Genomic DNA, 25,919 nt, shown 5'->3' on the forward strand with positions numbered 1-25,919 from the left:
ACGTGCCATCGACGATCAAGGACGTAGCCGCCAGGGCAGGGGTATCGCTGGCAACCGTGTCGCGCTACATCAATGGCACCGGAAAACTGCGGCCCGCAACAGCAGAGCGGGTCAACGCGGCGATTGCCGAATTGGGGTTTCGGCCCAATGCGGTGGGGCGCAGCCTGTCCACCTCTCATACCAAGTCCTTGGGCGTGGTGATTCCGTCCCTGTCAAACCCGGTCTTTTCGGATGCGGTCTCCGGGATCAACGAGGCGGCTCGGGCCGAAGGGTATCGTCTGATGTTTACCTCGACCGAATACAACCGCGCCGAGGAGGTCGAGGCCGTATCCTCCCTGTTGGAATATCGGGTGGATGGCCTGATCCTGACCGTTGCCGATGCCGAGGAGGCCCCCGCCCTCGACCTGCTGGAGGCGGCGGGGGTGCCGTATACATTGCTTTATAACCAGTCCGGGCGTTCGGCCCGGCCCGCCGTGACCATTGACAACGTTGCCGCCGGACGCGAAGTGGCGCAGCATCTGCTGGCGCTGGGGCATCAGCGCCTTGGCATGGTATCGGGCAGTTTCTCCGCCTCTGACCGGGCGATGGCCAGACGCGATGGCTTTACCGCCGAGATTGTTGCGAGAGGGTTTCCCGCGCCGCGGGTTCTTGAGGTTGATTTCGTCAATTCAGAAGTGGAAGAGGCGCTGGTCCTGCTGATGCGTGACCGCGATACCGCGCCGACCGCTCTTTTCTGTTCCAATGATCTTCTTGCCATATCGGTGATCGGTGCGCTGGAGCGTATCGGCCTGAATGTGCCGGAGGATGTTTCCGTTCTCGGGTTCGATGGCATTGCCATTGGAACCCATCTTCATCCCACCCTGACAACGGTTGTTCAGCCGTCTCGGGACATGGGTCAGACAGCAACCCGGCAATTGCTGGCCTGTCTGCAAGGGGGGAGTGATCCAGACACGATGATCCTGCCCTATCGTTTGCAAATAGGGGAGTCAGTAGGGCCCGCCGCCAAGCCAAGCCCTACTGGCCCTTCGGAACTTAACCAAACCAAGTAAAGGAAATACCTGCCATGATTGGAAAGTCCCTAAGAAATGTTGTTCTAGGTCTCTCGCTGTTCGGTGCCGTCGGTGCGACAACCGCAAGTGCCGCTGATGCCATCTGCTATAACTGTCCGCCGCAATGGGCGGATTGGGCAACGCAGCTCAAAATGATCAAGGACAACCTAGGGTATGATATTCCCCATGACAACAAGAATTCCGGCCAGACACTGTCGCAGTTGCTGGCGGAAAAGGAAAGCCCGGTTGCCGATGTGGCCTATTATGGTGTGTCTTTCGGTATTCAGGCCACTGAAAAAGGGGTTGTGTCAGCCTATAAGCCCGCTCATTTCGATGAAATTCCGGAAGGCCTCAAGGACCCGGAAGGGAACTGGTTTACCATTCATTCCGGGACCCTTGGTTTCTTTGTGAATGTGGATGCGCTGGGCGGCAAGCCGGTCCCGTCTTCATGGGCGGACCTGCTGAAGCCTGACTATAAGGGGATGGTCGGTTATCTTGATCCGTCTTCCGCATTTGTCGGATATGCCGGGGCGGTTGCCATCAACCGGGCGATGGGGGGAACCCTCGACGATTTCACACCGGGCATCGACTATTTCAAGAAGCTGGCTGAAAACGACCCGATCGTTCCGAAACAGACAGCCTATGCCCGTGTTCTGTCCGGCGAAATTCCGATCCTGCTGGATTATGACTTCAACGCCTACCGGGCCATGTACAAGGACCAGATCAACGCGGCCTTTGTAATCCCGGCAGAGGGCAGTGTTGTTGTCCCGTACGTGATGAGCCTTGTGAAGAACGGCCCGAACCCGGAAAAGGGTAAGAAAATCCTCGACTTCGTGATGTCCGATACGGGGCAGAAAGTCTGGGCGAATGCGTTCCTGCGTCCGATCCGGGCCTCTGCGCTGTCTGCGGAAGCGGCGGCCAAGTTCCTGCCGGATACAGATTACGCCCGCGCCAAGCCGGTGGATTACGCCAAAATGGCGACCGTCCAGAACGCCTTCAAGGAACGCTACCTGAACGAAGTTCGGTAATTCGTACCTGAAGTCTCATTCACGTTCTCGTTCTCAATCCGGAGGCGGTTTTCATACCGCCTCCGTTTTCCAAGAAGCATCTTTCATGAAGAATAATAACTATCCCAGATTGTTTGTCCTGTTCTTCCCCATGGCGCTTGTCTTTACGGTGTTTTTCATCGTGCCCATGGTGAAGCTGGCCATTGTCGGTGCATCGGGGGAAGATGGCATTCAGGCATATCTCTCCTTGTTGACCACGCCGCGACATTTCGAAAGTATGGTCTCCACCATTCTGTTGTCCCTTGCGGCAACCCTTGCGGCCCTTGTCCTGTCCACGGTTTCCGGCCTGTTCCTTGTGCGCAACCGTTTTCCGGGCCGCGAGGCGCTGATCTCCATCCTGACATTTCCGTTGGCCTTTCCGGGCGTTGTGGTCGGGTTCATGGTGATCATGCTGGCCGGGCGGCAAGGACTGGTTGGTGATATCACATCCTCGCTTGGTATGGATAAGGTGGTGTTCGCCTATTCCTCTTTCGGGCTGTTCATCGGATATCTGTATTTCTCCATTCCCCGTGTGATCCTGACGATCATGGCGGCGGCGGAAAAGCTGGACCTGTCTTTGGAGGAGGCGGCCCGCTGTCTTGGGGCGTCCAACTGGCGCGTGGTCCGGGATGTGATCCTGCCCGCCCTGAAGCCGGGCTTGATTTCATCCGGGGCCATCTGTTTCGCCACGTCCATGGGCGCCTTCGGGACGGCCTTCACGCTGGCCACCAATATCGATGTGCTGCCAATGACGATCTATACGGAATTTACACTGAATGCGAACATCGCCGGGGCGGCAAGCCTGTCCATCGTTCTGGGGGTAATCACCTGGATTGCCCTGTTCATCGCACGCAGCCTGTCCGGCAACACAACGGCAGCGGCGGGATAAGGGGAACATGATGACGAAAAACTGGATTTATCGCTTTCAACTGGCGTTGACCCTGCTGGTCTGCGCTTTTCTTATTGTTCCGGTCATCCTGTCGGTCAGTGCCGGTGTCACGGAAAACTTTTTCAAGGGGCTTTCCAGCGGACTGACCCTGCGCTGGGTGCAGGAGGTTCTGAACCTTTATCTTGAGACAATTTACCTGTCCATGATGATTGCCGTTGCCTGTCTGGCCATTACCCTGATCATCGGGGTTCCCGCCGCCTATGTGCTTGCCCGTCAGGGGGGCTGGTTCGCCCGTCTGGTGGAGGAGGCCATTGTCCTGCCTGTGGCTATTCCGGGGCTGGCCATCGCACTGGCCCTGATCCTGCTTTATGGGGGATATCGGGATTTCCGGGCAAGCTGGCTGTTCATTCTGGTCGGGCATGTCCTCTATACGCTGCCCTTTATGGTGCGGTCGGTTCTGGCCGTGTTGTCCTCCACCAATTTTCAGGAACTGGAAGAAGGGGCCGCCAGCCTTGGGGCGTCGTTCTGGACGCGCTTTCGGACGGTGGTTCTGCCCAATGCCCGTTCGGGGATTGTGGCCGGGTCGCTGATGGTGGTGACGCTGTCTGTCGGGGAATTCAACCTGACCTGGATGCTGCATACACCGATGACGAAAACCCTGCCGGTGGGGCTGGCGGACAGTTACGCGTCCATGCGGCTGGAAGTGGCCAGTGCCTACACCCTTGTCTTCTTTGTAATGATTATTCCGCTTCTGCTGGCCATGCAGTGGGTCTCGCGAGAGCGCAAGAAAACGCGCGCCCCGGCCCCTGAAACCAGCTCTCAATAAAGGTATTCCTGTCATGAGTGTATCGAAAACCGCTGTTTCCCTACAGCAATGCGCCAAAACCTTTGGCGACGACTCAACCGCTCTCTATCCCCTTAATCTTGAAATTTCCGGCGGCGAGACGGTTGTCCTTCTCGGGCCATCCGGCTGCGGGAAAACCACGCTGCTGCGGATCATTGCGGGCTTGGAAAGCCCCGATCAGGGCGGGCGGGTTCTGTTTAACGGGGACGACGTGACCCGCATTCCCATTGAAAAACGAAATGTGGGAATGATTTTCCAGTCCTACGCCCTGTTTCCCAATATGGATGTGTTCGACAACATCGCCTATGGCCTGCGGGTGCGCCGGGAGGATCGCTCCGTGATCAACGACCGGGTCGGCGAGATGCTGGAAATGATGCAGATCAGCGACCTGTCGCACCGCAAGATCGACCAGTTGTCGGGCGGACAGCGGCAGCGTGTCGCCATCGCCCGGGCCATCGCCACACGGCCCCGTGTCCTGCTGCTGGACGAACCGCTGGCAGCGCTGGATGCGTTGCTGCGGGACCGGCTTCGGGTTGAAATCGACAGCCTGCTGCGGACCTTGGGCATTACGGCCGTGTATGTGACCCATGATCAGGCGGAGGCAATGGCCCTTGGCGACCGGATCGTGGTCATGAGCAAGGGACGGATCGCCCAGTCGGGCACCCCGCGGGAAATCTACTATAATCCGACGGACCCGTTCGTTGCAGACTTTATCGGGACGTTGAACCGGGTGTCTGCGGCCTCGGTCAAGGGGTATCAGGGATCGACGCCGGAGCTGTTCTTCCGTCCCGAGGATGCCGAGATTGTCAGCGCCGATAGCGGAAACTATTCCGGGCATGTGAAATCAGCCTTCTTCCTTGGGGATCGGACCCGGCTTGTGATCGCCGGGCATGATCAGGCCGAGGTGGTCGTGGACAGCAAGCACCGGGCCGAGTTTGCTATTGGCACGGAAGTACATCTGCAAATGAATCTGGACCGGCTGATCGACATGTCCGGCTGTGAGGGAGGGCAATCGGCATGCTGATTGCGCAAATCACGGATACCCATATCAAGGCCGCCGGGAAACTTGCCTATCGGCGGGTGGATACAGCCGCCAGCCTTGCGCGGGTGATTGACCATGTGAACGGGTTCACGCCCGCCGTGGATGCGGTGATCCTGTCCGGGGACCTGACCGATGCGGGCCGGCCCGAGGAGTTCGAGCTGCTTCTGCATCATCTGGGGCGGTTGAAAGCTCCGTGGTATGTCATTCCGGGCAACCATGACAAGGCGGACACCTTCCGCAAAGCCTTTGCCGGAACCCGTTACCAGCCGGATGATTTACCCTTCTATCAGTATGTGGTGGATGATCATCCCATTCGGCTGATCGGTCTGGACAGTACGGTGGCGGGGAAACCCCACGGTTTCATGAGCCCGGAAAAGCTGGACTGGCTGGATGCCCGCCTGACAGAGGCCCCGGATCGTCCGACCCTGCTGTTCGTTCATCATCCGCCTTTCGTGGCCGGTATCCGGCATATGGATGTACAGCGGTTGCTGAACGGGGACGAGTTGATGGCGGTTGCCGGGCGTCACAAGCAGGTGCGCCATCTGGCCTGCGGGCATTTGCACCGGGCCTGTGAACAGGTGATCAACGGCATTGGGGTCAGTACAGGCCCCTGCGCCGCCCATGCGGTGACCCTTGATCTTGATCCGGAAGGGGCGCCGGGGTTCAGTCTGGAACCGGCGATGATGCGCCTGTTCTATATTGACGAGGCGGGGCAGGTGCTGACCCACCTGAGCATGATCGGTGATTTCGAGGGGCCGTACCCGTTCTTTGATGCCGAAGGATGCCTGATCGACTGATGTCCTGAAACGGGCTTTCGCCTTTTGAATGAAAACGGAGCGATGCGGATGTGTCGCTCCGTTTTTGTTGCAGGTGGTTTTCTTGGGCCTGATGGTCGGGTATGATGCGCGGGCTGGTCCATAGGGGCCGCTGATCCGCGTTTCGGTCCATGAAAGCAAGAGCATGTTAGAAGCCATTCAATCCCTGTATGACAAAGGCGGCCCCGTTGTCGCGATCCTGCTTGTCCTGTCCGTGATCGGGCTGGCGGCCGCCTTGTACAAGGGGTGGGCATTTTACCGGATGGGGCTGGGGCGTCATGGCCCTGCATACCGGGCCTTGAACGTGTGGCAGCGGTACCCGTCCGCAGAGGCGCTGGACCTGTTGGAACAGGCCCGTGGCCCGGTTGCGGTTTCCCTGCTTCATGCCATGCGCGGGCAGCTTTACAACGCCGATCAGGGCGCCCTTGTCCGGGAGGATATCGACCGGGTGGCCTCAGCCGAGATCGCCGCCGCCCGCCGCGGCATTCGCGTTTTGGAGGTGATCGGGCAGGTGGCACCGCTGCTGGGGCTGTTTGGAACGGTCCTTGGCATGATCGATGCCTTTCAGGCCATGGAAGGGGCCGGGGCCAATGTGGATCCGTCGGTTCTGGCCGCTGGTATCTGGGTCGCCCTGTTGACCACGGCGGTGGGGCTTGCCATTGCCATTCCCGCGTCCATGCTGGCCACGTGGTTCGAGACACTGGTGGACCGCGAAACTGAAATTCTGGAAGGGATGGTCACCTCGGTCCTGACAGGGGAGCTGACAGCGGCGGGACAGGCTGCCCCCCGGAACGATTTGCCCCGGGCCGTGGCGGGTACGCATGCGCGTTCGTAAGCCCGGCAGACGGTACCGGTTTATCGGCCTGACATCGCTGATTGACGTGATCTTTCTGTTGCTGCTGTTTTTCATGCTGACCTCTACCTTTGTGCGCTATTCCGAATTTGACCTGACCGTTGCCGCCCCGGCCCCGGAAGACGGGGGAAGCGGTATGGGCCGTGCCGTCCCGACGGAGGCACAGAATGCCCCGGTCCTGTCTGTTCGGGTGCGGGGCGATGGATGGGTTCATGTCAACGGGCGCTGGATGGAGCTTGCCCGGCTGAGCGGTGTTATTGCCGCCTTTCAGGAGGACGGCGGGGAAGAGGCTGTCCTGATCCCGGAAGGCGCCGTGGCGGTGCAGCAGATGGTAAGCGTTCTTGAGCAGTTGCGGCAAACGTCTCTCAAGACGGTTTCACTGGGGGAATGATATGAAGCTGACCCGCGCCCCCCGTCAAAGGCCTGTCATGGAAAATACTGTGCCCCTGATCAATGTGGTTTTCCTGATCCTGATTTTCTTTCTGGTTGCCGGTGTGGTGGCCCCGCCAACAGCGCGGGAGTTGATTCCGGCGGAAACGTCCGACCTGCCGGTCGTGCCGCCGCAATCGGATGTCGTGCAGATCCTGCCGGACGGAACGGTCCTGTTTCGGGGCGTGACCACTGATCTGGACGGCTTGCTGGCCGGTCCCGGCCCGTGGAACAAGACCGGGGCCGGGGGCACGGCCCTGCAAGGATCGCCGCTTCGGGTTTTGGTGGATCAACGGTTGGAAGCCGCGCGGCTGATTGACATTCTGGAGCGGTTTCGTGCGGCGGGAACAGCGGATATCCGCCTGATGACCGTCAAGGGGCAGGGCTGAGGACGGGGAATGGGAAAGGCGTTTCTGAAAATATCCCTGTTTCTGGTCTTGTCCGTTGCCTTTCACGCGGCTGCGCTGGCCGTCTGGAAAGAGTGGGGCGCCCTGGCCACCGATGGGGGCGCGGGGGCGGCCGGTGGGCCGGTTCTGCAACTGGGGGGCGGACCGTCCCCAAAGGCGGATGAAGGAGAGGCGCACGCCGATATTCGTGCAGCCGTTCCGCAACCAGCTACGCTGCCTGCACAGCCACTTCCGGAGAAGGCACCCCCGGTTGCCCCGGTTGACCCCGCGCCTGAAACAGACAGGACAGAATCAGAAAAGACATCGCCAGTCCCCCTGCCAAAGGCCAGACCTGAAAATAAGCCTGCGGCCATTTCGGCGCAGCCGGTTACCCCGCCCCAGACAGAGCAGAACAATCCTGTCGAGGCAGTAAAAACCGAGGTGGATGCGTCCCCCGAAAAGGCGAACTCGAATGAGAACTCGAACGAGAACTCGAATGCAGAGGCGAACGCCGAAGCGAATACGAACGCAGTCGGAAACGCGCCCAATCCATCCGTTGAGGATACCGCCTCCGCCCTGTCGGGAGCGGGGGGAAGTCAGGTATCATCCGATGGATTGCAGGCCGCGGATCGGTATCGGGACAGGGTTCGTGCCCGCCTGATTGCCAATAAATACTATCCCCGTCTGGCGCAGCGCCGCCGGATGGAGGGGGTTGTCCATCTGTCCTTCTCGGTGCTGCCGGATGGCAGGGTCCGGGATGTGGTGATCGAGCAATCCTCCGGCTATCCGGCGCTGGATCAGGCGGCCCTCAGGATGGTGGAAAAATCCGTACCGTTTGAGCCTTTTCCGGCCAGCATGTCCGGGGATCAGATGGCCTTCAGGTTTCCCGTGGTGTACGAGATGAACTGATATCCACCGCGATCACCGCCGCCGTGCGCGAGGTGGTGACCCATTCGGTTTCCACCCCATACACCTGTCGCAGGGTTTCTGCCTGCAGGACGGTTTCGGGGGGTCCGTCTGCGGTCATCCTGCCGTGATCCAGCAGCAAAAGGCGATCACACCACGCCGCGGCCAGCGTCAGGTCATGCAGGGACAGGATAACGGTTTTGCCCTCATCCACCAGTGAACGGAAGGTTTTCATCAGGCCGATCTGGTGCGCCGGGTCCAGCCCGTTGGTGGGCTCGTCAGCCAGAACCAGTGCCGGGGACTGGGCCAGAAGACGGGCCAGCAGGACGCGGGCCTGTTCCCCGCCGGATAACTGGTTGAACGGCCGATTGGCAAACTCAAGCACATCCATCTTGCCCATGGCATCGTCGGTGGCCTGCCGGTCTTCGGTGCTGGCCCGTCCGGCCCAACCGCGATAGGGCAGGCGGCCCAGCAGAACAACATCGCGGCAGGCAAGGTCCCAGTGAACAACCCTTTCCTGCGGCATATAGGCAATGGACCGGGCTTTCTCAGGGGCGGGAATGGCGCGGTGATCCTGCCCGCGGAACTGGACGTCGCCGCCATGATCCAGCACCCCTGCAAGGGTTTTCAGAAGTGTCGATTTGCCTGCGCCATTGGGGCCAATCAGGCCGATTAGCTGTGGCCGGTCCACGGCAAAGGAAACAGCGTCCAGAACCTGTTTTCGTCCCAGCGAGGCGGTCAGGGATGTGCAGGAAAGCAAGGTCATACGGCGCGCCTTTTCAGGGAATAGAGAAGCCACAGGAAGAACGGGGCACCGACCATTGCCGTCATGACCCCCAGTTTCAGGTCCTTGCCCGGCAGGATGACCCGGACCAGAATGTCGGTTGTCATCAGGAAGATGGCCCCGCCAAGGGCGCTGGCCGGTAACAGATGGCTTGGCCGGTTGCCGACAAGGGGCCGCAGCACATGGGGCACCACCAACCCGACAAAGCCGATGGCGCCGCTGACGGCGGTTGCCGCGCCGACCCCGATGGCGGTTCCGAAAATGGCCAGAGTCCGGGTGCGTTTCAGGTTGATCCCGAGGCTGGTCGCAACGTCATGCCCAAGGCTGAGTGCATCCAGTGCCCGCGCTGTGGCAAAAAGAAGAACACCGCCTGCCATGATAAAGGGCAGGGACAGGAACACATGATCCATGCTGCGATCCGTGAGGGAGCCCATCATCCAGAAAACGATTTCAAGGGCGGCAAACGGATCGGACGAGAGGTTCAGCGCAAGCGATGTCAGCGCCCCGGCAAGCGAGGTCAGCGCCACCCCGGCCAGAATGATGGTCAGGATGTCAAAGCTGCGCCCGACCAGAAGAATGATCAGCGACACCGCCAGCGTGGCGGTGGTCAGGGCCGCAACCGGCAGGGCAAAGATATGCAGGGCCGCCAGCCCGGAATAAAGCGCAATCACCGCACCAAGGGAGGCCGACGCACTGATCCCGAGCAGCCCGGGGTCCGCCAGCGGGTTCCGCAGCAGGCCTTGCAGTACCGCCCCGGACAGGCCCAGAATGGCCCCTACGGCAGCCCCCAATATGGCCCGCGGAAAGCGGATTTCCTGCAGCACAAGGGTTAGAAGGTTGGTGTCGTCCCCGCCAAGGGCCTGCCACCCTTCAAGGGGCGAGATGGATACAGGCCCGATCAGCAGGGAGGCTCCGAAAACCAGAACCGCAAGAACGCCAAGGCCGCCGAGAAACGGGCCATAGGGTAGGGCGGAAGGGGACGTGTCGTGTTTCATGAAGAAGGCTTGCCCGTTGCGTCGATCAGGTGGTGGATGGCAGTGGCGGTGAAGGGGGCACCGCAGACCCAGTAACGACTGGGAACGTTCAGGTGCCGGTCTTCCGTAAACCATTTTTGCAAGGCCGGGTGACGGATGACGGCGGTGGCACGGGAGACGTCATTGGCATAATGATCCCATGTCAGCAGGTAATCGGGGTTTTGGGCCAGCAGGCTTTCCAGCGGTATTTTGATGGAACCGGTCCGGCCCTGTTCGGTGCCAAGATGCCGAAAGCCGGCGGCCTCGACAAGGGCGCTTTCCAGACTGTCGCCGCCCGTCGAATACCCGTTGGCGGCATAGGAGCCAATGACTGCGCCGGAACGGTTGGCGTTATCCCGGGCAGACCGGACAGAGGCATCAAAGGCCGCAACCACTTTTTCGGCCTGTTCCTGCCGATGCAGGATGGTTCCCATTTTGCGGATATTCTCGCGGATGGAGGGGAAATCCCGGGCCGGTTCAAACGTCACCACATTCATCCCCAGTCGTTTCAGAAGATGCACGGTGGATGGCGCGGAATAGCGGCCAACGGTCACCAGATCGGGTTGCAGACGGAAGATTTCCTCTGCGGTGCCGCGATTGGCGGGAAACCGCCGGGCCTCGCGGACCAGAACCGAGGATATTTTCTGGTGGGACAGGAAGGATACCGAAGCGATTTGCTCTGGCCGGGCAATCAGAACGGCAAGCTGATCTGTACACAGGTTCATGGACACCACCCGCTTGGGGGCGTTTGTCCTGTCATGATCCTGCGCCTGTCCCGGTCCGGCGGACAGAAGGGCGGCCGCTGCGGCCAGTCCCAAGATCAGTGTGCGTTTCACTCGGATGTATCCTCCGCGCTGGTGTGTGTGCCGGGCGCCGCATCGCAGCGCCCGGACGGGTATCGGTCTATCAGAAGGTCGCCTTGACGCCGACAAAGGCCGTCAGGCCCTGTCCGTTAAAGCTGTAGATTTCCTGATACTGGTCATCAAGCATGTTCTCGATCCGCCCGTAAAGCAGAACATCATCCGTGACCTTGTAGTCGGCACCAACGGTAACGAGCACATAATCATCCAGCGTGACCCGTGTTCTTGGGGTGCTGCCGACAAATTCGAGATCCTGCATTTCGCCGTTATAGGCCACATCCGTAAAGATGGAGGCCCGGTTCTCAAGGAAGGAATAAGTCGCCCCGAAGGAGCCGGAATGGCGGGGGCGACGGACTTCCTCGGCCCCGTTTGGCTCTTTCGAGTTCAGGTAGGTATAGGCCGCCCGCAGGTGCAGGTTGTCGGTGACCTGAGCAGAGGCGGCAATTTCGACCCCCCGGCGCTTGCTGGTGCCATCCAGATTGATCGGCGAGGACAGGCCCGTCATGAAGTCATACTGGGACTGGATTTCATCGGTCAGCCGTTCCTGGAAATAGGTTACGTCAACGACCAGATCGTCGTTGAGGAATTTTTGTTCCACACCCAGATCCCAACCGAAATTCTCTTCCGGTTTGAGGGAGGGGTTGCCGATAAAGGTGGACGGATCAAAACCGAACTGTTCCAGAAAGGTCGGGTTGGTCACACCGGTGCCGACAGAGGAATGAAACCGGGTGCCGGTGCCCGGAACCACATAGGCACCGCTCAGGCTGTAGGTGACCGCATCGTCAAAGCTGTCATTATGGTCAAAGCGGACGGCACCGGTAACGAACAGGTTTTCAAAGAATTCCCCGCGATATTCGGTCACGAAGCCGTACAGGGTGCGGCTTTGCGACGGGATCTGGGACGGGGTCAGCGGAAAGATATTCTTGAAGGTTTCCCGTTCCCACTCGACCGATCCGGTCAGGCTGTGCCGGGCGCTGGCCACATCGGGGGTATCAAAGGACAGGGTCGCCTGATAGGCACCGTGATAGCGGGTCCCTTCATTGCCGGACAGGCCGTAAAGGTCCTGACTTCTCCGCCGGGTCGAGGTGCCCTCAAAACGGAGGCTGTGCACAAAGGCATCATCAAAATGTGACGATGTCAGCCCGACAGAGCCGAAGAAATCACGGGTGCGCGTATCCGCATCCGTATCGATGGCCAACCCGTTGGTAGGGGTTGCCGGCCATGCGAAATCCTGATCGTCCGTGTCGGATGTGCGGCGCACATGTCGCAGGCTGCCATCCAGTTGCACGGTGGGGGTCAGGTCCACACTGCCGCGGGCGTTCAGGGTCAGGTTCCGGTCGCCATCCTCTTCAGAGCCGAAGGACGAGGTGTTGAAACCGTCGGTCCGCCGGAACGCACCGGAAACCGCATAATCATACCGGTTGCCGCCGCCCCGGACGCCCACATTGGTCATCAGGGTGCGGTCTGTACCCACTTCCGTATTCACATGGGTTTCAAAGCTGTTTCTTTTGCCGCCCTTGGTGATGATATTGATGACACCTGCCGTGGCGTTGGACCCCCAAAGGGCGCTTTGCGGACCCCGGATCACCTCGATACGCTCAATATCTGCGGCCTGCATGCTGCCGAAATCGAACTCGCCCTGTGTGGGTTCGGATACCTCGATCCCGTCAATCAGGACAAGGACATGGTTCCCTTCGGACCCGCGCAGGCGGACCTGAACCGGGCCGCCAAAGGCACCGTTGCGGGAAACGGACACACCGGGAATGCGGCGCAGGGCATCGGAAACATACCGGGTCTGGGTTTGTTCAAGGTCTTCTGCCGTCAGGACCGTATAGGCGCGGCCGACCTTTTCGGCCTCAATCGGGGTCCGACTGGCGGAAACGACGATGGAATCGGACAGGGGCGTATCGGCCAGCGCAGGCGAGACGATCAACCAGGCCATTCCGGCCAATCCTGTCGTGCGGAGTAATTTCTTCATTTAGACACCTGTTCTTTGTGACGGGGACGGGGGGTGCCCGCCGCGTCGTATGGTTTTGTTGGCGTGTCTGTCGTGTCAGGAAGGTTCCGGCCATAGGGCGCGGGCCTGACAGACGTCATGCCAACTGGTTTTGGTGTCACCTAAACGGAAAGCCGCACCCTGACACACCCCGTATCAAGGTCGGGTGACGAAGAGTGGCAGGTCTCCTGGCTTACGGGTCGTCACAGGGCATTCGCCTTCCCAGTCGTTCATGGACGGCTAGTGGCTTTCTGGAATGCCTGTTCTCCGTTTACAGTTGCGGGGGCAGCCGCGGCTTGGCGCGCATCTCATGCGCAGGCACCGCGTTCCCTTTTCATCCGTTACAAACGGAACCACTACTGGCCGCGATACTACCCTGAAAATCAATGCCGTCAATAGGGTGTTTCCCTTGACTGCAGCGGGATTGCAGTGGTTTTGCCCCACCAAAAATTTTAGGGGGGTGGAATAATTGTCTTGCTATTGGCAGCAAAAGATGGTTATTACCCTTTACTCGTCTGCGCGTGGAAAAGTGAAAACACTGGCAGCAGACCGGACTTCCTCGCGATGGGCTCGGGTAACCGCCCCGCGGAAGGGTGCTTAAAAGGCACGCGAACCACGGTAGCTGATCTGCGCAGGCTCCCGGAATAAAACAAGCCACTGTCCGCAGCCCGGATGGCGCGATGAAGACAGCGGCCGACGAAAGACTTTACTTGAAACAGTTTGATGACCTCGGTCTTGCCGAGTCTCTCCTTCAGGCCCTGACGGCCGAAGGATACACCACTCCCACCCCGATCCAGTTAAAAGTGATCCCCGCCATGCTGGCAGGGAAGGATGTTATTGGTATTGCCCAAACGGGCACCGGGAAAACCGCATCCTTTGTTCTACCCATCCTGCAACGGATTGACGAACAGAAGATCAAGCCTGTGGCGAAAAGTTGCACCGGGCTGATTGTCACCCCCACACGAGAGCTTGCCTCACAGATTGCGGACAATATCCGCAAATATAGCCGTCATCAGCGGGTTTCTGTTGCTGTTGTCGTCGGTGGCGTCAAGCCGGGACCGCAAATCCGGGATTTGGCCCGGGGCGTTGATATTCTGGTGGCAACACCGGGACGTCTGCTTGATCACATGAATACCGGGGCTGTGCGCCTCGACAAAACCACCTGTATTGTTCTGGATGAGGCAGACCAGATGCTGGATCTGGGCTTCCTGCCCGGTATCCGCAAGCTCATGGGCAAGCTGCCTGCTGAACGGCAGACCGTGCTGATGTCGGCAACCATGCCGACCCAGATTCGTAAGCTGGGCAAGGATTTCCAGTCAAACCCTGAAGAAATTTCTGTGGCCCCGGTCTCGCGGCCCATCGAACGGATCGAACAGAGCGTCATTCTGGTTGATCGTTCTGACAAACGGCGGGTTCTGACCGATATTCTTTCTGGTTCAGAGGTGGCACGGGCCATTGTCTTCACCCGGACAAAGCGGGGCGCGGACAAGGTCAGCCAGCATCTTGAGAAAGCGGGCCTTGTCTCGGCAGCTATTCATGGCAACAAAAGCCAGAACCAGCGCAACCGGGCACTGGACGGTTTCCGGTCCGGCGATACCCCCATTCTTGTGGCGACGGATATTGCCGCCCGCGGGATCGACATTGATGATGTGTCCCATGTGGTGAATTTCGACCTGCCCAATGTGGCGGAATCCTATGTTCACCGGATTGGGCGGACTGCTCGTGCGGGCCGAACCGGTATTGCTGTATCCCTGTGCGATGTGGAAGAACAGAGCCTGCTTCGTGATATCGAGAAGTTGACAGGCAACACGCTGCCGCGTTCCGGCGGATTTTCCGATCAGCCCGCTGCAGCGGACAAGCCTACCCCCGGTTCACGGCGCGGCCCGAAAAAGGGTGCGTCAACAGGTGAGGAAAGCGGTGGCAAGCCCGCCGAGGGGAAAGCCCCTCAGCGTAAATCCAGGCCCAAGCCGAAAGCCAAAACCGGCAAGCCTGCCAACAATGGACAGCGGGCCGACGGTCGTAAAGTTGCTGGCGATGCGCCTCGGAACGGATCCAAAGGCCCGTCTAAGACAGCAGCAAAGAATAATGGTGGCAACCGGAAACGGCAGCCCCGCAAGGCAAGTTCCGACACTTCGAAGGATGGCCTTGTCAGAATGCTCGGGGGGGCTGGACGCACCCCTGTGCGCTCCGGTGCCTGAAGTATCGGAGCATTAAGATTTCTCAACCCATGACTAGCTAAAGGAAATATCATGAGTCAAGGTACAGTGAAATGGTTCAACGGAACCAAAGGATATGGTTTTATCAGCCCGGAAGAAGGCGGCCAGGATGTATTCGTACACATCAGTGCTGTTGAGCGTTCTGGTCTCGGCCAGCTCGACGAAGGTCAGAAAGTCAGCTACGACCTGGAAGTTGATTCCGCTCGTGGCAAATCATCTGCGGTAAACCTGAAAGCCCTCTAAGGCATTTCAGCAAAGCCAAGAAGAAAGCGCCTTTCCATTCGGAGAGGCGCTTTTTTTTGTGTCTGTTCTGCGAGGGGAGGGGATGGACTAAAATCGCAGCCGTCAATTCAGGGCTGCCCCTTGTGAAGACAGGGCTTCATAGTGACGTGCCGCCTCCGGCTCCAACCACTCAAGATAATAGGACTTGAAGAGCGGGTAGGGATTGGTATCCCGGATGATCTTGTTGACCGCTTCAATGACTTTCAGCCCGTTCGGGTTTTTGGTGCATCCGACATGCCCCTTGATCAGTTCATTCATACCCTTGATGGGGAAATATCGTATCCCGTCCGGGCGCTGCTTGTTCAGGGACCGGAAATGGCTGATTTCCGATGGGAAGGCGATGACATAGTCAATCCGGCCAACGTCCAGCAGGTTGATCGCCAATTGTGAATGGCGCAGTTGCGCAATATGCGGCACCGTCCCGACGCTTTGCAGGGCCTCGTCCACGGCCTTGCCATAGGATCGCCCAAGGGTCACACTGCCCCTGCGTTGCCGGTCCTGTACCAGACTGTGCATGTCAATTTTGCCATCGGTCAGGTGGGGGGTGAATTTCCAGTCGTCGCCGGGGCGATAGGCCAGCATGTTGGGCAGCACAACATAGATGGGGTCGCTGAAGGCGATATACTGCTCCCGTTCCGGGGTTTTGAGCATGGTGGGATTGCAGGCCAGGTCTGATGTGCGGATCAGGGCTTCGCTGCGCCGATAGCTGGTCCCCCGATAAAAGGCATGATTGAAACCGGTCAGGTGATCGCTGAGATAGGTCAGGTTGCGATCACCGAACCCCTGCAGGTTGGCGGTGTCTGGTGTCGTTTCCGACGGGGCGAAATGCACGGGCGGGAAATGCCCGACAAACCAGTTGATGGTGGTTCCATCGTTATGCGGGTTCGCGGTGGCCAGTGCGGGCAACAGGGACAGGACAGGTGCGGTCAGGCTTGTGATGACCGCCGCCGGGCGGATTGCCCGAGGCAATGTCCGGGGACTGAATGCCTTGCGAAATAGGGAAGATGAGAACCTGTTCATGCCGGAATATACGCTACTTTATGGAAAGTGAAATAACAGCCGCGGCCAGTAATACAAACAGTTTACGTATGCTGTTTGCGGTTGTCCAGTCGCCATGAGGGGCAGGCGGGTCTTGTGGGAGGTGCTCTGAAAATGATACCGTTACATGTGTTTGCAGAAAAACTTGTCCATAAAGGTGCATGCGCCATCTTTTGAATGACATAATAGATTGACTATACTGCCCGTCCGTCGCGTTCCTTCATCTTCCGCCAACTACAAAAGAGACCATCGGTATGCTGACCACAACCAAAAGCCTTTCTGCCGTTCTCTCCCTCCTGACCCTGTTGCCGCTTTTGGCCGCCTGCGATGAAGATCAGCCAGCCGCCCCGATGCAGGCGCCAACACCCACGGTTGTTGCTGTTCCGGTGACCACCAAGGAAGTGCGGGAGGAAGGCAGTTTCGTTGGCCGGGTGGAAGCGGTGGAAACCTTTCAGGTGCGCGCCCGAGTGCAGGGCTTTGTTGAGGAAAAGAAGTTTGAGGATGGGGCCTTCATTCAGAAGGGCGACCCGTTATTCCTGATAGAGCCGGCCCCTTTCCGAAACGAAATCGATCGCATCAAGGCCGAGATTGAAGGCGCGAAAGCGGTTCAGCGGGAAGCGGAACTGGCGCTGGAGCGGGGGCGGGAGCTTCTGAAAAAGGGGAATGTGAGCCGGGCCCGGTTTGATGAAACCGAAGCCACCGCCGCCAAGGCAGAGGCCGATCTGATGCGGCTGGATGCGAACCTGCGGCAGGCGGAATTGCAACTGTCCTACACGGAGATCAGTTCCCCGATCAGTGGCCGCATTGGCCGGTCCGCCATTTCGGTTGGTAACCTTGTCACCCCGTCCAGCGGCGTCCTTGCGGAAGTGGTCAGCATGGACCCTGTCTATGCCACCATCGCCATCAGCGAACGCCAGTTGATCGATTTCCGCCGTTCCGGGGTGGGGCAGGACAATAACGATGCGATTGCGCGGCTTCGGCTGTCTGATGGCAGTGACTATGCCCATCCCGGCACCGTTGATTTTGTCGATAACAAGGTGGACCCGTCCACGGATACCATCACCATCCGGGCGGTTTTCCCGAACCCGGACTTCATCCTCTTTCCCAACGAATTTGTGACCATGAGCGTGGCCCGCAATGAAACGGCGCGGGCGCTGGTGGTATCGCAGGCGGCCATTCAGGAAAACCTGTCCGGGCGATTTGTGCTGATCGTGGATGAAAACAGCCGCATCAAGGTCCGGACCGTCGAATTGGGCGCCGAGATTGGCGACGGGTTTGTGGTCAATAGCGGCCTTGAGGAAGGCGACATGGTCGTGGTGGAAGGCTTGCAGAAGGTGCAGCCCGATCAGGAAGTGAAAGTCCTGTCCGCAACTGATAACCGGGAGTAGGGATATGCTGTCCGGTTTCTTCGTCTCCCGACCCAAATTCGCCTTCGTCATTTCCATCCTGATCACCATCGCAGGCCTGATCGCCCTGAAAGTCCTGCCGGTTGAGCAGTTCCCGGAAATCACCCCGCCTGTGGTGCAGGTATCCACCAGCTATCCCGGTGCCAATTCCGCCGTTTTGCAGGACACGGTTGCGGCCGTGATCGAGCGCGAGGTCAACGGCGTGGACAACATGATCTATATGTCCTCGACCAGTGACGACAATGGTGGGTACAGCCTGACAATCAGTTTTGAAATCGGCTCGGACCCGGATTTGAACACGGTCAATGTGCAGAACCGGGTGGTGCAGGCCATGGCCGCCCTGCCGGAAGAGGTGAAGCGTCAGGGCGTGGTCACGCGCAAGCAATCCACCAACATGTTGCTGACGGTGAACCTGATCTCTCCGGGCAAGACCTATGATCGGCTGTTCCTGTCCAATTATGCGGCGATCAACGTTCAGGATCCCCTGAAACGCATTCAGGGGGTCGGCAATGTGACCCAGTTCGGACAGCTTGATTATGGCATGCGCATGTGGCTGGACCCGAACCGGTTGGCCAGTTTTAATCTGACCGCGACGGATGTCAGCAACGCCATCCGGTCCCAGAATATCCAGGCATCGGCGGGCCAGCTTGGGGCGCCGCCTTTCGACGGGGTGCAGCAGCGCCAATTCACCCTGAAGGCGCAAGGCCGCCTGAATACGGTTGAGGAATTCGAGAAAATCATCATTCGCGCCAACCCGGACGGATCGACCGTTCGCATTCGCGATGTGGCCCGCACGGAAATCGCCGCCCAGTATTTTTCTGCGACCGCGCTGGTCAATGATGCGGAACCGACAGCCATGATCGGTGTGTATCAGTCGCCGGGCTCCAACGCGCTGGAGACGGCGGATCGGGTCTATGCGGAACTGGATCGTCTGGCGGAACGCTTTCCCAACGATGTCGAATATAAGGTGCTGTACGATACCACCAAATATGTGCGGGTTTCCATCCGCGAGGTGGTGATCACCCTGTTCGAGGCTTTGGCCCTGGTGATTGCCGTGACCTATCTGTTCCTTGGCGACTGGCGGGCCACCATCATTCCGTCCATTGCCATTCCCGTGTCCCTGATCGGGACCTTTGCGGTTCTGCTGGCGCTTGGCATGACCATCAACACGATCACGCTGTTCGCGCTTATTCTGGCGATTGGCGTGGTGGTGGATGATGCCATTGTGGTGGTCGAGAATACCCAGCGTCTGATCGACGAGGAAGGCCTGTCCCCGCCCGATGCCACCCGCAAGGCCATGAAGCAGGTCACCGGTCCGGTGATTGCCACCACGCTGGTTTTGCTGGCGGTGTTTGTTCCCACCGGTTTTCTGCCGGGGATCACCGGACAGCTTTACCTGCAGTTCGCGGTGACCATCTCGGTGGCGGTGCTGATTTCCAGTATCAACGCCCTGACGCTCAGCCCGGCACTCTGTTCCATCTTCCTGCGCCGACAGACCGGCCAGCCAAGGGGCGTGGCCGGGCTTTTCTTACGGTTGGTGGATCGCACGCGGGACGGCTATGGCCGGCTTGTGGCCTTTCTGGCCCGTAAGGTGCTGGTCACCGGTCTTGTGACGGTCTTTGTGATCGCCGCCGGATATAACCTGATGAAGACGCTGCCCTTGGGCTTTGTCCCGGACGAGGATCAAGGCGCCTTCATGATGGATATCCAGCTTCCGGCGGGGGCGTCCCTCAACCGGACGGAAGAGACCATGGAGGCCGTCCGCCAGATCGTTGCGGAGACACCGGGCGTCAAGGATGTCCTTTATGTCAGTGGGTTCAGCCTGCTGGCCGGGGCCAGTTCCAACGGTGGCTTCGCCATCGGTGTGCTGGAGGATTGGGAGGACCGGACAAGCCCGGAAACCAGTATTCCCCATATCCTTCGGTCGGTAAACGCCCGTCTTGCCGCCATCGGGTCGGCGACGGCGGTGGCCTTCAACGTGCCGCCCATTCCGGGGCTGGGCAGTACCGGCGGCTTCGAAATGGAACTGCAGGATCTGGCCGGACGATCCCCGCAGCAATTGCAGCAGGTCCTTGGCGGGCTTCTGTTCGCGGCCAATCAGGATGCGGCGCTTCGCAATGTGTTCAGTCGTTACAACGCCAATTCCCCGCAGTTATTTGTGGATGTGGACCGGGATAAGGCCAAGGCGCTGGGGGTCGAGATTTCCGAGATTTTCATGACCCTGCAGGCCAATCTTGGTTCGTTATATGTTAATGATTTCAATATGTTCGGGCGTGTTTATCGTGTGATGATTCAGGCGGAGGGGAAAGACCGTAACGAAATCAGCGATATTGAAAAACTGTATGTCCGGTCGGCGCGCGGGGAAATGGTTCCGATCAGTTCCCTGGTCCGGGTCACCCCGGATGTGGGGCCGTCTTCCGTCCGCCGGTATAACCTGTTCACCTCTGCCAGTGTCAGCGGGGTTCCGGCACCGGGGTCCAGCAGCGGCGAGGCCATCGCAGCCATGCAGAAGGTCGCGGCGGAAACCCTGCCGGACGGCTATGGCATCGACTGGACCGGCACGTCCTATCAGGAATTGAAGTCCGGTGGCCAGACCGCCATTGTCTTCGTGCTGGCCCTTGTGTTCGTCTATCTGTTTCTGGTCGCCCAGTATGAAAGCTGGACCATTCCGGCATCGGTGATCCTGTCCATTTCAGTGGCGGTGGTTGGCGCGCTTCTGGGGGCGCTGGCGGTGGGTATGCCGCTCAATATCTATGCCCAGATCGGGCTGGTCCTGTTGATCGGTCTGGCCAGCAAGAACGCCATCCTGATTGTGGAGTTTGCCAAGGAACTCCGGGAAAGCGGACAATCGGTGTTCGATGCCACGGTTGAGGCGGCACGGCTTCGTTTCCGCGCGGTCATGATGACGGCCTTTTCCTTCATTCTGGGGGTTTTCCCGTTGGTGGTGGCCAGCGGGGCCGGCGCGGCCGGACGGCAGTCATTGGGGCTGATCGTTTTTACCGGCATGATCGCGGCGGCAACCATCGGCGTTGTGCTGATCCCGATCCTCTATTACCTGTTCCAGACCTTGCGGGAAAAGGTCAAGGGCCAAGGCAAGGACGAGAGCAAGGACGGAGGGAACGCCGTGCTGGAGACCGAGGCCGAGGCTGCACCAGCCCCGGCTTCAAAGGCGGACTAGACCGGACCTAGACAGCGGTTTCGATGGAATTGCTGTCGGTCATGTCCGGGGCGGGTTGCTGCATATAGTCGCGGGTATAGGGCAGGGCGTCCACATGCCGCGACAATTGCATCTGAAACACCATCATGCTGTCAAAGCGGAAACTCATCTCGCTGGCCGCCAGATAGAATTCCCACATGCGGCAGAACCGCTCGTCATACAGCGCTTTTGCCTCCTGCCAGCGGGCGACAAAGCGGTGCCGCCATTCTTTCAGGGTCCGGGCATAGTGAACCCGCAGGATTTCAATATCCGTTGCCCATAGCTCTGATTTCTCAACAGAGGTCAGAACTTCCGACAGGGCCGGGATATAGCCGCCGGGAAAGATATATTTATGGATGAACGGGCTGGTGATGCCGGGCGGCGACATGCGCCCGATGGAATGGATCAGGGCCACCCCGTCCGGTTTCAGAAGCGATCTTACCCCGCCAAAAAATTCGCGGAAATGGGGCGCGCCCACATGCTCGAACATGCCAACTGAAACGATCCGGTCGAATTCCCCTGTCAACTTGCGGTAGTCCATCAGTTCAAACCGCACCTGATTGGATAGCCCCATGGCATTGGCCCGCTGCCGGGCCACGGCCAGTTGTTCCTCTGACAGGGTGATCCCCAGCACTTCAACCCCGTAATGGCGGGCCAGATAGAGGGCCATGCCCCCCCAGCCACAGCCAATATCCAGAACCCGGTGGCCCTGTTGCAGATGAAGTTTGCCAGCAATATGTTGCTTTTTCTGAAGCTGCGCCTGCTCAAGGCTGTCATTCGGGCTTTCGAAATAGGCGCAGGAATATTGCATGTCCTCGTCCAGAAACAATTGGTACAGGTCGCGGGACAGGTCATAGTGATGGGCCACATTCTGCCGGGAAATCCGGGAATTGTTGAACTGGTTGATATGTTTCAGAAATTTTCCGATCATTCGCGCCAGTCCCGTTTCGGGAACGGCGGTCCCGTCCCGCAGGCGGGCATTGATGCCCAAAATTTCGAACAGGCCCCACAGGTCCCCTTCCTCAAAGACAAGGGTGCCGTCCATATAGGCTTCGCCAAAGGCGGGGTCCGGGTTCAGGGCAATCTTGCGGCGCAACTGTTTCGTGGAAAGGCGGATGGTAACGGGGCGAAGGCCTTGTGCCATGTCATGGGACAGGTCCCCGTAGACATCCTTTCGTCCCCCCGGTGACAGAACCGTCAGTTGTCCCACCTGCACCAGTGATTTCAAAATTCGATCCAACAACATACCCAACCCCCGTTTTAACAAAAGTTGACGTTTGAATTTTCCTTTTCAACCAAGTGTAACAGAAAAATCTAACATACGGGAGTGTTGAGTCTTTTAAGGGGTGCGGCGGGATTATCGCTCCCGGAAAGACTGGGCCAATGTGGTGTGAATGGGCTTCAGAAGATATTCCAGCAGGGTCTTCTTGCCGGAATTGATATCGGCGGTGGCGGTCATGCCGGGCAGGATCATATTTTCCTCCGGTACGGTCCCCACATGGGCCTGTGACAGGGCCACCTTGCCCTTGTAGAAGGTTTCCCCTTCGGCATCCTGAAAGGTGGTCGCCGACACATGGGTCAGTTGCCCCTTGACCGACCCATAGCGGGAGAAATTATAAGTGGTGAATTTGACCGTCGCGTCCTGTCCCGCCCGCACAAAGCCGATATCCTTTGGCCGGATGCGAACTTCCAGAACCAGACTCTGATCAATGGGAACAACCGACAGGATCGGGTTTCCGGGCTTGATAACGGTGCCGATGGAATGCACGTCCAGCCCCTGAATGATCCCCTTGACAGGCGAGGCAATATCGCGCCGGGTGATCTTGGATCGGTGCTTGGCGATTTCCTCTTCAACGCGGACCAGTTCCGCGTGGGCATCGGCCATTTCAGACAAGGCCTCCCGCCGGGTACGACCGTCCAGTTCCAGCAGGCGGCTTTGCGCTTCTGCAATGGCTTGCTGAACGGATTTCCGGCTTAAGGTCAACCCTTCCAGATCGCCCAGTTCTTTCAGATACTGCCGTTCCGCATCCAGATATTCATACCGGCTGAGCGTCTTGTTTTTCAGCAACCCGCCGCGGATTTCAAGCTGTTCGCGCAAAGGGACAATCTGGCGCTCCAGAATGGCCGTCTGGTCCTGTATCCGGTCCAGTTCAGCCAGACGCTGGTCCAACTGGGATTGCAGGACATTGCGCTGGTTGTCCAGATCAAGACGCTGGATTTTCAGAAGGTTTTTCTGTTCCTCCCGCAGATGGGGGAATGGATCTGTTTCCGCCACAGGCAGAATATCGCCGCCCTCGACAAAGGCGTTCAGGCGCTGGGTCTTCAGGGTCAGGATGGCCCGCTCGGTCAGCAGCTTGTTCAGTTCCGTTTCCAGATCCGTGGGGTCCAGTCTGAGCAGGACCTGTCCGGCGCTAACAATGTCGCCTTCCTTGATGGAAATGTCCGAAATGGTGCCGCCGTCGATATGTTGAAGGGTTTGGACGGTGCCCGACGGGATAACCTCGCCGGAGGCAACGGCCACCTCGTCGAATTCCGCGAACTGGGCCCAGATCAGGAACAGCACCACAATGGCAAAGCATGCCACCACCGCAGCCCGCAGCAACGGGGCAGGGGCCTGTTCTTCCAGCATGATCGACTGGCCAAGCCGCAGGCTGACCGGCTTGCCCGTGTCAGACGGGGGGCGGGGGGCTGTTCTGTCGTCACCGCCAAGAGGGATGTTTTTCCGGTTTTCAGACATCATGCACCTTTGTAAATAAGCGGAATGACAGACGCGCCGGGACCAATGGTCTGGATTGTGCCCTTGTTCATCAGGACAACCCGGTCAGCGGCCCGCATATGGCTGGGGCGATGGGTGATCATCAGGATGGTGGCCTTGCCCCGCATTTTCTCGATGGCGGCAAGAAAGGCGCGATCGCCTTCTTCATCCAGCGTGTTGCCGGGTTCGTCGAAAATCATGATCTTGGCATCGGTCAGGAACGTCCGGGCCATGTTCAGGCGTTGCTGGAAACCGGCGGGCAACTGGCGAAGCGCCTGATCCCCGATCCGGGTGTCCAGCTTGTCCGGCAACTGATCAATATCTGCGGTCAGGTTTGCAAGATCGCATACCTCGCGGATTTGCTCTTCGCTGGCGACACTGTTGGCCAGCAACAGGTTCTGGCGGATCGTGCCGTGGAACAGTTCCGTATATTGCGGCATATAGCCGATGGCTTTCCGAAGATCGAGGGGGTCAATCTGCCGGATATCCACATCATCAATGCTGATGCGGCCGATCTGCGGCTGGTACAGGCCTGCCAGCAGCTTGGCGACGGTGGACTTGCCGGAACTGTTGGCACCGGCAAAGGCCACCACTTCACCGGGCCGGATTTCGAAATTCAGGCCCATGACGGCCGGGTCCTGATCGGGGGAGTATCGGAAACTCACCCGCGAGAAACGGATATGCCCCTGAAAGGATTTCAGCATGGAGGACGCATAGGGGTTATGCTCGCTCGGCAGGGTGAAAAGCTGGTTCAGCCGTTTGACGCTGATACCGATCTGGTTGAGCCGGGTCAGGGCAAGGAACAGGGTCTGGATGGGTGCCAGCAGTCGCCAGACAAGCGCCATGCAGGCCACCAGTGCTCCGACGGTCATCTGGTTATCCAGCACTTGCAGGATGCCAAAGGTCAGGGTCATCACGCCCGCGGCGATCATGATCACATGGGCAAAGGTTTGCGTTCCGGCGGCAATCATGTTGTTGCGCATACCGGACAGGGCCTGCCCGGCGGAAATATCCCGGTACCGGTCCAGCCAGATTTCCTCGGCCCCCAGTTGCTTGATCGTCCGCATGTTGTTGAAACATTCGGTGATAAAGCTGCCCTTGCTGGCCGTGCTTGCCAGATCATCGGTGGTATATTCGCGAATGCGCGGCAGGATCAGGAAGGCCGTCACCCCATACAGAACCAGCATTCCCGCCGGCACAAGGGCCAACGGCCCGCCGATGATCCAGATGGCCAACAGGAAGATGAAAATGAACGGCAGTTCCAGAAAGGCAAGGGCCATGGGACCGGAAAAGAAATCGCGGATCATGTCAAATTCGCGGAACCGGGCCAGTTTCGAGCCAAGGGTGGTGCGTTCCGTCTGGGCCACGGACAGGGACAGGATTTTCTGCAGCGCCGTGCTGCCAACGATGTAATCAAGCCGGGCGCTGATATGGGCCAGTGTCCGGGCCCGGACGTAGCGCAGGAACAAATCGCACAGCAAGGCCAGCCCGACCCCGGCCAGAAGATAGGACAGGGTGTCGAAGGACCCCGCATTGATGGCAAGGTCATACACCGCCATGATGAACAGCGGCGTTGCAAGGGCCAGCAGGTTCAGCAGAAACGTCATGATCAGGATGCGTTTGAAGAAAACCTTGAAGCGACCGAGGACCGCCTGAAACCATTCCTTGCCGGAATTCCACTGGCCGATCTTGTCCCGGGGGACGGGACGGAAGAAAAATGCCTGTCCCGTTTGACCGAGTTCCGAACGGTTGTCGAGGGTTCGGTAGGTTTGCCGGGCGCTGTCAAAGATCCGGTATCCGTTTTCGTCGCCGGACACCACAACCATCACCGTGCCGCCGGGGCCATCAAACAGGCAGGGCAGCAGGCGCGGGTCGATATCCTTCAGGCGTGTCTTGCGGGCACTGCTTTGGAAATGCAGGTTGGCCAGCGTGCTGCGCAGGTCAACAAGGTCCATGGTGGTTTTGAAATGGGGCATGGCCTCGACCACCTGTTCCGGGTTGCCGCGCCAGCCAAGGGCCTCCAGCAGGGGGGACAGGCAGGCCGCGTATCGGGTTTCGCGGCCCCAGTTATTGTCGGCGGGATTGCCCTTGATGGCGCTCAGGAATGTCATGGG

Annotated in this window: 22 protein-coding genes and 1 riboswitch; of the genes, 14 read left to right on the plus strand and 8 right to left on the minus strand. The window is 59.0% G+C overall.

The annotated features are described in order from the left end of the window. Positions 1–2: 2 nt before the first annotated feature. The 10 genes from FQB27_RS10265 (at position 3) to FQB27_RS10310 (ending at position 8,262) form a co-directional block, all read left to right on the plus strand. Positions 3–1,049, plus strand: coding sequence for a LacI family DNA-binding transcriptional regulator (locus FQB27_RS10265; RefSeq protein WP_169560963.1), 1,047 nt, complete (start codon positions 3–5; stop codon positions 1,047–1,049). A gap of 14 nt (positions 1,050–1,063) precedes the next feature. Continuing rightward, positions 1,064–2,077, plus strand: coding sequence for an ABC transporter substrate-binding protein (locus FQB27_RS10270; RefSeq protein WP_169560964.1), 1,014 nt, complete (start codon positions 1,064–1,066; stop codon positions 2,075–2,077). 85 nt (positions 2,078–2,162) lie between these two features. Then, positions 2,163–2,984: an ABC transporter permease gene (locus FQB27_RS10275; RefSeq protein ID WP_169560965.1), complete on the plus strand. Its 822-nt coding sequence runs from the start codon at positions 2,163–2,165 to the stop codon at positions 2,982–2,984. Between the two features lie 10 nt (positions 2,985–2,994). Continuing rightward, positions 2,995–3,810 (plus strand): ABC transporter permease, encoded by an 816-nt coding sequence (locus tag FQB27_RS10280; RefSeq protein WP_169561351.1) that lies wholly within the window; start codon positions 2,995–2,997, stop codon positions 3,808–3,810. Positions 3,811–3,823: 13 nt separating this feature from the next. Then, positions 3,824–4,852 carry an ABC transporter ATP-binding protein gene (locus FQB27_RS10285; protein WP_169560966.1) on the plus strand — a complete coding sequence of 343 codons (1,029 nt, stop codon included), beginning with the start codon at positions 3,824–3,826 and terminating at the stop codon, positions 4,850–4,852. Further along, complete coding sequence (locus FQB27_RS10290) at positions 4,846–5,667, plus strand: phosphodiesterase (protein ID WP_169560967.1); 822 nt, start codon at positions 4,846–4,848, stop codon at positions 5,665–5,667. Before FQB27_RS10285 ends, FQB27_RS10290 begins: the two co-directional genes overlap by 7 nt. A 163-nt stretch (positions 5,668–5,830) precedes the next feature. Beyond that, on the plus strand, positions 5,831–6,520 hold the full coding sequence (locus tag FQB27_RS10295; RefSeq protein ID WP_169560968.1) for a MotA/TolQ/ExbB proton channel family protein: 690 nt from the start codon (positions 5,831–5,833) through the stop codon (positions 6,518–6,520). Further along, positions 6,507–6,929: an ExbD/TolR family protein gene (locus FQB27_RS10300; protein WP_169560969.1), complete on the plus strand. Its 423-nt coding sequence runs from the start codon at positions 6,507–6,509 to the stop codon at positions 6,927–6,929. Before FQB27_RS10295 ends, FQB27_RS10300 begins: the two co-directional genes overlap by 14 nt. A gap of 37 nt (positions 6,930–6,966) precedes the next feature. Beyond that, positions 6,967–7,356 carry an ExbD/TolR family protein gene (locus FQB27_RS10305; RefSeq protein WP_169560970.1) on the plus strand — a complete coding sequence of 130 codons (390 nt, stop codon included), beginning with the start codon at positions 6,967–6,969 and terminating at the stop codon, positions 7,354–7,356. Positions 7,357–7,365: 9 nt separating this feature from the next. Beyond that, positions 7,366–8,262 carry an energy transducer TonB gene (locus FQB27_RS10310; protein WP_169560971.1) on the plus strand — a complete coding sequence of 299 codons (897 nt, stop codon included), beginning with the start codon at positions 7,366–7,368 and terminating at the stop codon, positions 8,260–8,262. Here the strand turns inward: FQB27_RS10310 and FQB27_RS10315 are convergent. The 4 genes from FQB27_RS10315 to FQB27_RS10330 all read right to left on the minus strand — a co-directional run bounded on the left by FQB27_RS10315 (position 8,231) and on the right by FQB27_RS10330 (position 12,894). Next, positions 8,231–9,025 carry an ABC transporter ATP-binding protein gene (locus tag FQB27_RS10315; protein WP_169560972.1) on the minus strand — a complete coding sequence of 265 codons (795 nt, stop codon included), beginning with the start codon at positions 9,023–9,025 and terminating at the stop codon, positions 8,231–8,233. The two genes, FQB27_RS10310 and FQB27_RS10315, sit on opposite strands and share 32 nt — an antisense overlap. After that, positions 9,022–10,038, minus strand: coding sequence for a FecCD family ABC transporter permease (locus tag FQB27_RS10320; RefSeq protein WP_169560973.1), 1,017 nt, complete (start codon positions 10,036–10,038; stop codon positions 9,022–9,024). Before FQB27_RS10320 ends, FQB27_RS10315 begins: the two co-directional genes overlap by 4 nt. Next, the gene (locus FQB27_RS10325) at positions 10,035–10,892 is read right to left on the minus strand and encodes an ABC transporter substrate-binding protein (RefSeq protein ID WP_169560974.1); all 858 of its coding nucleotides are present in this window, start codon (positions 10,890–10,892) and stop codon (positions 10,035–10,037) included. Before FQB27_RS10325 ends, FQB27_RS10320 begins: the two co-directional genes overlap by 4 nt. Before the next feature lie 70 nt (positions 10,893–10,962). Beyond that, a complete protein-coding gene (locus FQB27_RS10330) occupies positions 10,963–12,894 on the minus strand; it encodes a TonB-dependent receptor plug domain-containing protein (protein ID WP_169560975.1) in 1,932 nt (643 codons plus the stop codon). Between the two features lie 179 nt (positions 12,895–13,073). Further along, a riboswitch (cobalamin riboswitch) is annotated at positions 13,074–13,285 on the minus strand. 337 nt (positions 13,286–13,622) lie between these two features. Here FQB27_RS10330 and FQB27_RS10335 point away from each other — a divergent pair. Beyond that, positions 13,623–15,110 (plus strand): DEAD/DEAH box helicase, encoded by a 1,488-nt coding sequence (locus FQB27_RS10335; RefSeq protein WP_169560976.1) that lies wholly within the window; start codon positions 13,623–13,625, stop codon positions 15,108–15,110. Between the two features lie 51 nt (positions 15,111–15,161). Further along, entirely contained in the window at positions 15,162–15,371 is a 210-nt protein-coding gene (locus tag FQB27_RS10340; protein WP_169560977.1) for a cold-shock protein, read from the plus strand. A gap of 102 nt (positions 15,372–15,473) precedes the next feature. On the opposite strand, the gene FQB27_RS10345 is transcribed toward FQB27_RS10340, so the two are convergent. Further along, positions 15,474–16,379, minus strand: coding sequence for a transporter substrate-binding domain-containing protein (locus tag FQB27_RS10345; protein ID WP_169560978.1), 906 nt, complete (start codon positions 16,377–16,379; stop codon positions 15,474–15,476). A 323-nt stretch (positions 16,380–16,702) separates the two neighbouring features. Between FQB27_RS10345 and FQB27_RS10350 the strand changes: the two genes are divergently transcribed. Both FQB27_RS10350 and FQB27_RS10355 read left to right on the plus strand, forming a co-directional pair. Next, positions 16,703–17,836 (plus strand): efflux RND transporter periplasmic adaptor subunit, encoded by a 1,134-nt coding sequence (locus FQB27_RS10350; RefSeq protein ID WP_169560979.1) that lies wholly within the window; start codon positions 16,703–16,705, stop codon positions 17,834–17,836. 4 nt (positions 17,837–17,840) lie between these two features. Next, a complete protein-coding gene (locus FQB27_RS10355) occupies positions 17,841–21,032 on the plus strand; it encodes an efflux RND transporter permease subunit (RefSeq protein WP_169560980.1) in 3,192 nt (1,063 codons plus the stop codon). Positions 21,033–21,039: 7 nt separating this feature from the next. Here the strand turns inward: FQB27_RS10355 and FQB27_RS10360 are convergent, their stop codons facing one another. The 3 genes from FQB27_RS10360 to FQB27_RS10370 all read right to left on the minus strand — a co-directional run bounded on the left by FQB27_RS10360 (position 21,040) and on the right by FQB27_RS10370 (position 25,916). Then, positions 21,040–22,296 (minus strand): SAM-dependent methyltransferase, encoded by a 1,257-nt coding sequence (locus tag FQB27_RS10360; protein WP_169560981.1) that lies wholly within the window; start codon positions 22,294–22,296, stop codon positions 21,040–21,042. Positions 22,297–22,407: 111 nt separating this feature from the next. Beyond that, positions 22,408–23,790, minus strand: coding sequence for an HlyD family type I secretion periplasmic adaptor subunit (locus FQB27_RS10365; RefSeq protein ID WP_169560982.1), 1,383 nt, complete (start codon positions 23,788–23,790; stop codon positions 22,408–22,410). Then, on the minus strand, positions 23,787–25,916 hold the full coding sequence (locus tag FQB27_RS10370; RefSeq protein ID WP_169560983.1) for a peptidase domain-containing ABC transporter: 2,130 nt from the start codon (positions 25,914–25,916) through the stop codon (positions 23,787–23,789). Before FQB27_RS10370 ends, FQB27_RS10365 begins: the two co-directional genes overlap by 4 nt. Positions 25,917–25,919: the final 3 nt, after the last annotated feature.

This window comes from Sneathiella chinensis (genome assembly GCF_012720115.1).
GTDB lineage: Bacteria > Pseudomonadota > Alphaproteobacteria > Sneathiellales > Sneathiellaceae > Sneathiella > Sneathiella chinensis.